This is a genomic window from Streptomyces tubercidicus, from assembly GCF_027497495.1.
GTDB lineage: Bacteria > Actinomycetota > Actinomycetes > Streptomycetales > Streptomycetaceae > Streptomyces > Streptomyces tubercidicus.
The window spans coordinates 6,205,589-6,217,203 of the sequence record NZ_CP114205.1; the positions used below are offsets into that span (position 1 = coordinate 6,205,589).

Consider the following 11,615-nt stretch of genomic DNA (forward strand, 5'->3'; position numbering starts at 1 on the left):
CCGGACCACGGCCCCAACTCCCCTGACAGAAGAGCCCCTTGATGCCCGTGCCCCCTGCCGGCACCGCCCTCGCAGGCGGCACCAACGGCCCCCGCGCACTCCGCCCCCTCCTCGACACCGTCCTCGACGCCCTCACCACCGGCGCCGAGGACCGCGCCGGCCCCCTGCCGCCCGGCGGCCCCGAAACCGTCGCCCGCACCGTACGCGACGCCTGCCACCCCCTGCTCCCCGAACACGGCAGCGGCCCGCTCACCGCCCTGCGCACCCTCGTCCACACCCTCGCCGCCGGCGCCGCCGACCCCGCCGACCCGCACTGCGCCGCCCACCTGCACTGCCCGCCGCTGGCCGTCGCCGCCGCCGCCGACCTCGCCGCCGCCGCCCTCAACCCCTCCCTCGACTCCTGGGACCAGGCCCCCGCAGCCTCCGCCCTCGAAGCCCTCACCAGCCGCGCCCTCGCCGCACTCGTCTACCCCCAGGCCACCGACCCCGACGCCCTGATCACCACCGGCGGCACCGAATCCAACCAGCTCGCCCTCCTCCTCGCCCGCGAAGCCGCCACCCCCGACACCACCGCCACCGACCCCCACCGCCCCGCCCGCCCCCTCCAGATCGTCTGCGGCGCCAACGCCCACCACAGCATCCACCGCGCCGCCTGGCTCCTCGGCCTCCCCGAACCCCTCACCCTCCCCACCCCCGACGGCATCCTCACCCCCGACACCGTCCACAGCTGCCTCGCCAGCCTCGCCGGACGCACCGGCCCCCTCCTCCTCACCGCCACCGCAGGCACCACCGACACCGGCGCCATCGACCCCCTCCCCGCCCTCGCCGACCTCGCCGAACAGCACGGCGCCCGCTTCCACATCGACGCCGCCTACGGCGGAGCCCTCCTCTTCAGCGACACCCACCGCACCGCCCTCAACGGCCTCGCCCGCGCCCACACCGTCGCCCTCGACCTGCACAAACTCGGCTGGCAACCCGTCGCCGCCGGACTCCTCGCCGTCCCCGGCCCCGCCACCCTCACCCCCCTCGCCCACCAAGCCGACTACCTCAACGCCGACGACGACACCGAAGCCGGCCTCCCCGACCTCCTCAGCCGCTCACTGCGCACCACCCGCCGCCCCGACATCCTCAAAATCGCCGTCACCCTCAAAGCCCTCGGCCGCCACGGCCTCGGCGAACTCGTCGACCGCACCCTCGCCGCCGCCCAGACCCTCGCCGACCTCATCGAGGCCCACCCCCGCTACGAACTCCACTCCCGCCCCACCCTCAGCACCGTCCTCTTCCGCCCCACCGGCGCCGACCACACCACCCTCGCCACCATCCGCCGCACCCTCCTCACCGACGGACACGCCGTCCTCGGCCGCGCCACCACCCCCACCGGGCTCTGGCTCAAAGCCACCCTCCTCAACCCCCACACCCAACCCGGAGACCTCACCACCCTCCTCAAACTCGTGGAAGGCCACACCCCCCGATGACCAGCACCCCCCACCCCGAAGGCGCCCCCACCCCCCACACCACGAACCCCGACCAACCCCTCGACCTCGCCGGCATCGGCATCGGCCCCTTCAACCTCTCCCTCGCCGCCCTCGCCCACCCCCTCACCGGCCTCCGCACCGCCTTCTACGACCAACGCCCCGCCTTCCACTGGCACCCCGGCCTCCTCATCGACGGCGCCACCCTCCAAGTCCCCTTCCTCGCCGACCTCGTCACCCTCATCGACCCCGCCAGCCCCTGGACCTTCCTCAACTACCTCAAAACCCGCGAACGCCTCTTCCCCTTCTACTTCGCCGAACGCTTCCACATCCACCGCGCCGAATACGACGCCTACTGCCGCTGGGTCAGCGAACAACTCCCCACCCTCCACTTCGGCCACCAAATCGACGCCATCCGCTGGAACCCCGAACGCGAACTCTTCGAAATCGACTTCACCCAACTCGACACCGACGGCGAAGCCGAAGCCCTCGGCCGCACCCACGCCCGCAACCTCGTCCTCGGCATCGGCACCACCCCCCACATCCCCGTCCCCCTCCGCCCCCTCGCCGACGCCCCCGCCGTCCCCGTCATCCACTCCGCCGACTACCTCGACCACCGCGAACGCCTGCTCGCCGCCGACCACCTCACCGTCATCGGCGCAGGACAATCCGGCGCCGAAATCTTCCTCGACCAGCTCCGCGACCGCCCCACCGGCCGCGAAGGACTCCACTGGCTCGCCCGCACCCCCGCCTTCGCCCCCATGGAATACAGCAAACTCGGCCTCGAACACTTCACCCCCGACTACACCCGCTACTTCCACGCCCTCCCCGAACGCGTCCGCGACGACCTCGTCCCCGGCCAATGGCAACTCCACAAAGCCATCGACCACGACACCCTCGCCACCATCCACGACGAGCTCTACCGCCGCACCCTCGCCGGCGGCTGGCCCGACGCCACCCTCACCCCCGGCGTCTTCGTCCGCACCGCCGGCCGCGTCGGCACCACCAAGGTCGAACTCCACCTCGACCACCTCCAGCAAGGCACCCGCTCCCGCCTCACCACCGACGCCGTCGTCCTCGCCACCGGCTACCGCGAACGCCGCATGGACACCCTCCTCGCCGCCCTCGACCCTTACGTACGCCGCGACTCCGGCGCCCGCCCCCGCATCGACGCCCACCACCGCCTCGTCCTCGACCCCGCCATCACCGGCTCCGTCTACGTCCAGAACGCCGAAACCCACACCCACGGCGTAGGCGCCCCCGACCTCGGCCTCGCCGCCTGGCGCAGCGCCACCATCCTCAACTCCCTCACCGGCACCACCCCCTACCCCCTCCCCACCCGCACCGCCTTCACCACCTTCGGCCTCCCCCAGCCCGCCACCCGCACCGGCACCGTCCCCCGCCAGGGCTCCACCCTCGTCCCCCGCCGCTGACCCGCCTCCCGACACGGCCCGGCGCCCCGGCCCCACACCCGCCACGCGAATGAGCCACCAGCGGCCGCCCCGGTATGCGACCCTGCACCACCCACCCCCCATACCGGGAGCCACCCATGACCCACCCCACCGACGCCACCCCCGCCACTGACACCCCCCTGCCCTACGGCACCCCCGACACCCCCCGCCTCGCCGTACGCGGCGAAGCCCGCCTCGAAGTCGACCCCGAAATCGCCCGCATCGCCGTCACCATCAGCGCCCGCGGCACCGACCGCACCACCGCCCTCACCGACCTCACCCACCGCAACGACGCCGCCCTCACCCTCATCAAGACCTACGGCGACGCCATCGAAAAACTCGAAACCGGCACCTTCAGCCTCACCCCCCAGCTCACCGAAAAAGGCCGCCACGAACGCATCCGCGCCTACCACGGACGCGTCACCCACACCGCCACCCTCAACGACTTCACCATCCTCGGCGAACTCACCACCCGCCTCGCCGACCTCGACCTCACCCGCGTCGACGGCCCCTGGTGGGCACTGCGCCCCGACTCACCCGCCCACCGCGCCGCCCGCACCCAAGCCGTCCACGAAGCCGTCCAGCGCGCCCGCGAATACGCCGAAGCCCTCGGCGCCCGCCTCGACGCCCTCCTCGAAATCGCCGACCTCGGCGCCGAGAACACCGCCCCCGACCAGGCCCCCGGCATGCGCGGCTTCGCCGGATACGGTCGCGCCGCCGTCCAGGAAACCGCCCCCGCCCTCGATCTCGAACCCCAGCGCCAAGCCGTCTACGCCCACCTCAACGCACGCTTCACCATGACCCGTCCCGTACTGTGAGACCAGGCGCATGGAATGAATTCCTGCTCATCGGAGCGCCGCCGCGCCCATTCCATTACTTGTCAACAGCCTTTCATCAAGCGCTCGTTGAGCAGTCACTTCGCCACCGTTCCCTACCGCTCGGTAAGTCATAGAGTCGAAACATGCGCCGAGCAAAGATCGTCTGCACTCTGGGACCCGCCACCGACTCGTACGAGCAGATCAAAGCCCTCGTCGACGCCGGAATGGACATCGCCCGCTTCAACCTCAGCCACGGCACCTACGCCGACCACGAAGCGCGATTCGACCGGGTCCGCAAAGCATCCGAAGAAAGCCACCGCAGCGTCGGCATCCTCGCCGATCTTCAAGGCCCGAAGATCCGCCTCGGCCGATTCCGCGAAGGCCCCGTACTTCTCGAACGCGACGACGAGTTCACCATCACCGTCGAACCCGCCGTAGAAGGCGACCGCCACCTCTGCGGCACCACCTACCACGGCCTCGCCACCGACGTCACCACCGGCGAACGCATCCTCGTCGACGACGGCAAAGTCACCCTCGAAGTCACCGGCGTCGACGGACCCCACGTCCACACCAAGGTCATCGAAGGCGGCATGGTCTCCGACCACAAGGGCCTCAACCTCCCCGGCGTCGCCGTCTCCGTCCCCGCCCTCTCCGAAAAAGACCAGGACGACCTCCGCTGGGCCCTGCGCTACGGCGCCGACATCATCGCCCTCTCCTTCGTCCGCAGCGGCCGCGACATCGAAGACGTCCACCGCATCATGCGCGAGGAAAACCGCTTCCTGCCCGTCATCGCCAAGGTCGAAAAACCCCAGGCCGTCGACAACATCAACGACATCGTCGCCGCCTTCGACGGCATCATGGTCGCCCGCGGCGACCTCGGCGTCGAAATGCCCCTCGAAACCGTGCCGATCGTCCAGAAGCGCGCCATCAAACTCGCCAAGCGCAACGCCAAACCGGTCATCGTCGCCACCCAGATGCTCGACTCGATGATCGACAACTCCCGCCCCACCCGCGCCGAGGCCTCCGACGTCGCCAACGCCGTCATCGACGGCACCGACGCCGTCATGCTCTCCGGCGAAACCAGCGTCGGGAAATACCCCACCGAAACCGTCAAAACCATGAGCCGCATCGTCGAAGCCGCCGAGGAAGACCTCCTCGCCAAGGGCCTCCCGCCGCTCACCGAAGCCAACAAGCCCCGCACCCAGGGCGGCGCCGTCGCCCGCGCCGCCGCCGACATGGGCGACTTCCTCGGCGCCAAACTCCTCGTCGCCTTCACCCAGTCCGGCGACACCGTCCGCCGCCTCTCCCGCTACCGCTCGCCCATCCCGCTGCTGGCCTTCACCCCCGACCCGGCCACCCGCTCCCAGCTCAACGTCAGCTGGGGCGTGGAGACCTTCCTCGGCCCCACCGTCAACTCCACCGACGAGATGGTCGCCCAGGTCGACGAACAACTCCTCCGGATCGGCCGCTGCCAGAAGGGCGACGTCGTCATCATCACCGCCGGCTCCCCGCCCGGCATCCCCGGCTCCACCAACCTCGTCCGCGTCCACCACATCGGCGAGGACGACACCCCGAAGTAGCCCCACCCCATGCACCACGCTCCCCCTGGGCCGAGGTACCTGACTGCCGTCCCCGTCAGTACTTCGGCCCGATGTGTTGATCCATGAGGGCCACGGATGCCTTGCGGGCGACGGAGATGTTCTCCGCCCTGCGGGACTGCCGGCCGGACTTCCACTCCACCCCGACCTTGTCGAGGGTGTCGGTGTAGAGCCGCACGATGTCGACGGACCTGTTGGTGAAGAAGTACCGGGGGTATTCGTAGCGCTTGCGCTCGCCGCCGACCGTGCGCGTCGTCCAGTTGGTGATCCGGCAGCCGTCGGAGTGCATCAGCCCGCGCAGGAACTCCCACGGATGGTCGTCCACGATCTGCTGCTGCCAGGCGTCGAGTTGGATCCGCCGCTCGTGTTTCTTGCCCGGTCCGTGCTGGGGGAAGAGGCACGGCCAGTGGTGGCTGTAGCTCGTCACCATGACGCAGCCCTGGCACTGGACATTGCACACGCTGTTCATCGGCCGGACCGCCTTGATCGCCTCCCGGCAGGTCGCGATGAGCCCCGGCCAGGCGTCCGCGCAGGCAATCCGGAGCGCGTATCCGCGACGCCCCGGCTGTTTGCTGAGGCATCCGTCCCCGAGATAGAGGCCGAGTAAGTAGGCGTATGCCGTGGCCGCCTCAGGTGGGCGTGGCACCCGCTCGCATCGCGGGCATTCGGTCCTGCGGGAGAGGGGCTCGACCCTGGTCTGCCAGGAGCGGATGGCGAAGCGGGATATTCCGGTCTGCTTGCTCACGGAGTTGAGACTGCGGCCCTGGGCGACGAGGGCGAGGGTCTGCTCGCGCGTACTGCGGTCGTACATATATGCGAGCTTGGAGCGAGAGGGGCCTTCTCAGTCCTGGTCGAGCCGATGTTCGCTCTATTGAGCGAACATCCTCGAATCTCAGGTGACCTTGGAATCGAAGGTGAAGTGCCCCGGGTCGGACTCGAACCGACACTGTATGGGTTTTGAATCCATTGCCTGCTGCCAATTGGGCTACCGGGGCCAACGGAATCCAAGGTTAATGCCTACCTGCTGTGGGACCACCTTACAGGAGATGGGTAGGCTCATGGGGCACCACCTGCCTGGAATGAGGAGTCCCGTGAGCGCCGCCGAGCCCGAGCAGCCCGTCGCCGATGACGATCAGTCGCATGTCCCGCCGCTGACCACGCGGGTCGTGATCGCCGAGGACGAGGCCCTCATCCGTCTCGATCTCAAAGAGATGCTGGAGGAGGAGGGCTACACCGTCGTCGGCGAGGCCGGGGACGGGCAGACCGCCGTGGAGCTGGCCCGGGAGCACCGTCCCGATCTGGTGATCCTGGACGTGAAGATGCCGGTGCTGGACGGCATCTCGGCGGCCGAGAAGATCGCCGAGGAGAGCATCGCGCCGGTGCTGATGCTGACCGCGTTCTCGCAGCGTGAGCTGGTGGAGCGGGCGCGGGACGCGGGTGCGATGGCGTATCTGGTGAAGCCGTTCTCGAAGAGCGATGTGGTTCCGGCGATCGAGATGGCGGTGAGCCGGTTCACCGAGTTGCGGACGCTGGAGCAGGAGGTCGCGGATCTCACGCAGCGGCTGGAGACGCGGAAGCTGGTGGATCGGGCGAAGAGCATTCTGCAGACGCAGTACGGGCTGACGGAGCCGGCCGCGTTCCGGTGGATTCAGAAGACGTCGATGGACCGGCGGTTGTCGATGCAGCAGGTTGCCGAGGCGGTTATCGAGGACGCCGAGGAGAAGAAGCAGCAGAAGGACAAGTAGGGCGTGTAGTAGTGAGCGGGTGGGCGGCCCCGTACCGGTGTGGACCGGTGCGGGGCCGCTCGCTGTTGTGGCGTGGTGGGGTCAGTCTTCGCCGAGGTACGCCTTGCGGACGGATTCGTCGTGGAGGAGGGCTTGGCCGCTGCCGGAGTGGACGATGCGGCCGATTTCCATGACGTGTCCTTGGTCGGCGAGGGAGAGCGCGGCCTGGGCGTTCTGTTCGACGAGGAGGATGGTGGTGCCTTGGGAGCGGAGTTCGCGGATGGTCTCCATGATTTTCTGCATCATGATCGGGGAGAGGCCCATGGAGGGTTCGTCGAGCATGAGGAGTTTGGGGCGGGACATCAGGGCGCGGCCCATGGCGAGCATTTGCTGTTCGCCGCCGGAGAGGGTGCCGGAGGCTTGTTTGCTGCGTTCGCCGAGGATGGGGAAGAGGTCGTAGACGCGCTGGATGTCTTTTTCGATGCCGTCGGCGTCTTTGCGGAGGAAGGCGCCGAGCTTGAGGTTTTCGGCGATGGTGAGGCGGGGGAAGAGGCGGCGGCCTTCGGGGGAGTGGGCGAGGCCGCGTTCGACGATTTTGTGGGCGGGGACGCCGTTGAGGGGTTCGCCGTCGAAGGTGATCTTTCCGGCGAGGGGCTTGAGGAGGCCGGAGAGGGTGCGCAGGGTGGTGGTTTTTCCGGCGCCGTTGGTGCCGATGAGGGTGACGGCCTGGCCTTCTTCGACGGCGAAGGAGATGCCTTTGACGGCTTCGATTTTGCCGTAGGCGACGCGGAGGTCCTCGACTTCGAGTAGTGCGGTCATGGGGTGTCTCCGGTCTGTCCCTGGTGCGGCCGGCCTGTGGGGGCCGTTTCGTCTGCCGCGTCGGATGCTGCTGCCGCGTCGGGTGCCGCTGCCGGGGCGGTGGCGTTGTCCGGGGTGGGGGTGTCGTCGACGGGTGTGCCCAGGTAGGCGGCGATGACGCGTTCGTCGGCTTGGACGACGTCGGCGGTGCCTTCGACGAGCTTTTGTCCTTGGACGAGGACGGCGACGCGGTCGCACATGTTGAAGATGAAGCGCATGTCGTGCTCGATGACGAGGACGGCGATGCCTTGTGCGCGGATGGCGAGGACGAGGTCTTGGGTGGCGCGGGTTTCCTGGGGGTTCATGCCGGCGGTGGGTTCGTCCAGGAGCAGCAGTCCGGGTTCGCTGGCGAGGGCGCGGGCGATTTCGAGCTTGCGTTGTTCGCCGTAGGGGAGGTTGCGGGCGAGGTGGTCGCGTTTGTGGGCGAGGCCGGTGAATTCGAGGAGTTCCATGGCGCGTTCTTCGCTGGTGCGTTCGGCTTTTTTGAAGCCGGGGCTGCGGAGGAGCGCGGACCAGAGTCCTTCTTTGGTGCGGGTGTGTCGTCCGACGAGGGTGTTTTCGAGGACGGTCATGTTGGCGAAGAGGCGGATGTTCTGGAAGGTGCGGGCGACGCCGGCTTGGGTGACGAGGTGGGGTTTGCGGGAGAGGCGGGTGCCTCGGTAGCTGACGGTGCCTTCGGTGGGCACGTAGAGGCCGGTGAGGCAGTTGAAGAAGGTGGTTTTGCCGGCGCCGTTGGGGCCGATGAGGCCGACGATTTCGCCGGCGCCGACGGTGAGGTCGACGCCGCGTACGGCGGTGAGTCCGCCGAAGCGCATGGTGACGCCGTCGGCTCGCAGGACGGTGTCGTTGTCGGTGGCGGGTGCGAGGCTGGGTGCTGTGGTCATGGTCGTCACGCCTTTGCCTGGGTGGCGCCGAGGGTGGCGTCTGCGTCGGGGAGGCGCTGGTCGGGCACGTCGAGTTGGCCGGTTTCGCGGAATTCGAGCTGCTTTCGGCGGTCGGGGATGAGGCCCTCGGGGCGGTAGCGCATGAGGAGGACGAGGGCGATGCCGAAGAGCAGGAGTTGGTAGTCCTGGATGAAGTCGAGTTTGGCCGGGATGAGGAAGAGGAGGGCGGCGCCGACGAGGGGGCCGCTGAGGGTTCCCATGCCGCCGAGGATGACGGCGGCGAGGAGGAAGGCGGAGTTGGGGGGTTGGGGCCCGGCGAACTGGAACTGTTCGGGTGTGGTGGTGGTGACGACGTGGGCGTGGACGGTGCCGGCGAGTCCGGCGAGCGCGGCGCCGAGGGCGAAGGCGAGCAGGCGGAGCCGGAAGCTGTTGATGCCCATGGCGATGGCGGCGGTTTCGTCTTCGCGGATGGCGATCCAGGCGCGGCCGATGCGGGAGGCGGCGGCGCGTCGGAAGACGAGGACGACGAAGGCCGTGACGAGGATCATCAGCAGGTAGTAGTTGCCGTAGGTGGCGATGGGGATGCCGAGGATGGTGTGGGGTTCGCCGAAGTTGAACCCGAATATTTCGAGGTTGGGGATGTTGGGGATGCCCATGGCGCCGTTGGTGATGTCGGGGCCGGTGGTGCCGTTGAGGTTGAGCATGGCGATGCGGAAGATCTCACCGAAGCCGAGGGTGACGATGGCGAGGTAGTCGCCGCGGAGCCGCAGTGTCGGGGCGCCGATGAGGACGCCGAAGACGAGGGAGGCGGCGGCGCCGGTGAGGAGGGCTGCCCAGAAGGGGAAGTGGAGTCCGAAGGCGGATTCGGGGGAGCCGGAGACGAGGGCGGCGGCGTAGGCGCCGACGCCGAGGAAGGCGACGTAGCCGAGGTCGAGGAGGCCGGCGAGGCCGACGACGACGTTGAGGCCCAGGGCGACGGTGGCGAAGATCAGGATGTTGGCCCCGATGATCGTGTATTGGTCGGTGTCCTGGGTGAAGGGGAAGCAGGCGGCGGAGAGGAAGGCCGCGCCGAGGGCGACGCCGCGGTGGGTGTGGGTGAGTGCGGTGAGCCGTGCGATGAGTCCGGCCCGGTGGAGGGCGGGGATGGCGAGCACCATGAAGAGCAGGTAGCCGACGAAGGGGGCGCCGTCGTCGGTGTCGATGCCGTAGGTGAAGGCGAGGAGTCCGGCGGCGAAGGCGGCGGCGATGATCAGGATCTCGGCCCAGGAGGGGAGTTCACGGGTGCGGCGCCGTAGGGGGGATGCCGTGAGGCTCGCGGTGAAGCGCTGCCAGGGGGTGCGGTGGGGTGTGTCGGTGGGCTGGTCGGGCGGCAGTGCGAGGGCGCCGGCCAGGGTGATGAGGGAGGTGAGGGCGGCGAGGGCGCCGCCGGGTTCGAGGTTGATCAGTCCGCCGAGCTGGACGGCGATGGCGATCAGGGTGAACCAGGTGGCGGCGAAGGTGGCGAGGGCGGCGAGGAGGGTGGGGGCGTGGCGTCCTGCGGGGGTGAGCCATTGCAGGCCGCGGAGGCCGAGTGCGGCGAGGGCGAACAGCAGGGTGAGGGCGCCGCCGACGAGGGTGATGAGCTGGAGTCCGGCGGGGGAGAGGTAGTAGGTGAGGTCGCCGGGGAAGTCGCTGCTCCAGGTCCAGGCGAGGGCGGTGCTGGCGGCGGTGGCCAGGGCGCCTGCGGCGGTGAGGAGGCGTGCGGTGCGTTCGGGCAGCGGGATCAGGCCGCGGGCCGGGGTGGTGGTGTGGGTGGTCATCGGTATCACGCCCGATCCGCGACGCGTTCGCCCAGGAGGCCTTGTGGTCTCAGGAGGAGTACGAGGATGAGGAGGACGAAGGCCCAGACGTCCTTCCAGGCTCCGCCGCCGAATTGCTCCATGCCGGGTATGTCCTCGATGTAGGCGGTGGCGAGGGCTTCGGCGACGCCGAGGACGACGCCGCCGAGCATGGCGCCGTAGATGTTGCCGATGCCGCCGAGTACGGCTGCGGTGAAGGCTTTGAGGCCCATGATGAAGCCCATGCGGAACTGGACCTCGCCGGTGCGCAGTCCGTAGGCGACGGCGGCGACGCCGGCGAAGGCGGCGCCGATGGCGAAGGCGAGGACGATGATGCGGTCGGTGTTGATGCCCATGAGCTTGGCGGTGTCGGGGTCTTGCGCGGTGGCTTGCATGGCGCGGCCGCTGCGGGTTTTGGCGACGAAGAAGCCGAGGGCGATCATGCAGGCGGGGGCGGCGACGAGGACGAAGAGGTCGCCGCGTTGGACGGTGGCGCCGAGGATCTCGAAGGCGTGGCCTTTGAACTGGGGGAAGACGCGGGCTTGTTTGCCGTCGGGGTACCACTTCCAGATGGCTTGCTGGAGGGCGATGGACAGGCCGATGGCGGTGATGAGGGGGGCGAGGCGTGGGGCGCCGCGCAGGGGTCGGTAGGCGAATCGTTCCGCGGCGATGCCGACGAGGACGGATACGGCGATGCCGCCGAGGAGCATGGCCGGCAGGGCGAGGATCAGTGAGGTACCGGACGGCAGCGCCAGGTAGACGCTGAGCGCTCCGAAGCCGCCGACCATGAAGATCTCGCCGTGGGCGAAGTTGATGAGCTGGACGATTCCGTAGACCATCGTGTAGCCGATCGCGATGAGTCCGTACATCGCGCCGAGGATGAGTCCGTTGGCCAGCTGTTGCGGCAGTTCGCTCACCGCAGGGCCTCCGTTGCGTGGGAGTGAGGAGAAGCCGGGGTTCCCGGTGTGCCACGGGCCGCGCCAGGGGGGCGTT

10 protein-coding genes and 1 tRNA gene are annotated in these 11,615 nt (G+C 69.2%); 5 read left to right on the top strand and 6 right to left on the bottom strand.

The features are described 5' to 3' along the window. Window positions 1-41 precede the first annotated feature (41 nt). From STRTU_RS27060 to pyk, 4 genes are all read left to right on the top strand, one after another. The gene (locus STRTU_RS27060; RefSeq protein WP_269777395.1) at window positions 42-1,475 is read left to right on the top strand and encodes a pyridoxal phosphate-dependent decarboxylase family protein; all 1,434 of its coding nucleotides are present in this window, start codon (window positions 42-44) and stop codon (window positions 1,473-1,475) included. Next, window positions 1,472-2,905: a lysine N(6)-hydroxylase/L-ornithine N(5)-oxygenase family protein gene (locus STRTU_RS27065; RefSeq protein WP_269777396.1), complete on the top strand. Its 1,434-nt coding sequence runs from the start codon at window positions 1,472-1,474 to the stop codon at window positions 2,903-2,905. Before STRTU_RS27060 ends, STRTU_RS27065 begins: the two co-directional genes overlap by 4 nt. Before the next feature lie 116 nt (window positions 2,906-3,021). Then, on the top strand, window positions 3,022-3,741 hold the full coding sequence (locus tag STRTU_RS27070; RefSeq protein WP_159747255.1) for an SIMPL domain-containing protein: 720 nt from the start codon (window positions 3,022-3,024) through the stop codon (window positions 3,739-3,741). A gap of 143 nt (window positions 3,742-3,884) precedes the next feature. After that, window positions 3,885-5,321 (top strand): pyruvate kinase, encoded by a 1,437-nt coding sequence (gene pyk / locus STRTU_RS27075; RefSeq protein ID WP_159747256.1) that lies wholly within the window; start codon window positions 3,885-3,887, stop codon window positions 5,319-5,321. Between the two features lie 55 nt (window positions 5,322-5,376). Here pyk and STRTU_RS27080 read toward each other — a convergent pair whose 3' ends face one another. Next, window positions 5,377-6,150 (bottom strand): transcriptional regulator, encoded by a 774-nt coding sequence (locus STRTU_RS27080; protein ID WP_159747257.1) that lies wholly within the window; start codon window positions 6,148-6,150, stop codon window positions 5,377-5,379. A gap of 109 nt (window positions 6,151-6,259) precedes the next feature. Next, window positions 6,260-6,334 (bottom strand) — tRNA-Leu (locus tag STRTU_RS27085). Window positions 6,335-6,418: 84 nt separating this feature from the next. Between STRTU_RS27085 and STRTU_RS27090 the strand changes: the two genes are divergently transcribed. Continuing rightward, window positions 6,419-7,084: an ANTAR domain-containing response regulator gene (locus tag STRTU_RS27090; protein ID WP_159747258.1), complete on the top strand. Its 666-nt coding sequence runs from the start codon at window positions 6,419-6,421 to the stop codon at window positions 7,082-7,084. A gap of 81 nt (window positions 7,085-7,165) precedes the next feature. Here STRTU_RS27090 and STRTU_RS27095 read toward each other — a convergent pair whose 3' ends face one another. From STRTU_RS27095 to STRTU_RS27110, 4 genes are read right to left on the bottom strand one after another with little or no spacing between them, the layout of a single operon-like run. After that, a complete protein-coding gene (locus STRTU_RS27095) occupies window positions 7,166-7,882 on the bottom strand; it encodes an ABC transporter ATP-binding protein (protein WP_159747259.1) in 717 nt (238 codons plus the stop codon). Continuing rightward, window positions 7,879-8,805: an ABC transporter ATP-binding protein gene (locus STRTU_RS27100; protein WP_159747260.1), complete on the bottom strand. Its 927-nt coding sequence runs from the start codon at window positions 8,803-8,805 to the stop codon at window positions 7,879-7,881. Before STRTU_RS27100 ends, STRTU_RS27095 begins: the two co-directional genes overlap by 4 nt. A 5-nt stretch (window positions 8,806-8,810) precedes the next feature. Further along, window positions 8,811-10,604, bottom strand: a complete 1,794-nt coding sequence (locus STRTU_RS27105) for a branched-chain amino acid ABC transporter permease (protein WP_159747261.1) — start codon at window positions 10,602-10,604, stop codon at window positions 8,811-8,813. Window positions 10,605-10,609: 5 nt separating this feature from the next. After that, window positions 10,610-11,539 (bottom strand): branched-chain amino acid ABC transporter permease, encoded by a 930-nt coding sequence (locus STRTU_RS27110; protein ID WP_159747262.1) that lies wholly within the window; start codon window positions 11,537-11,539, stop codon window positions 10,610-10,612. Window positions 11,540-11,615 lie beyond the last annotated feature (76 nt).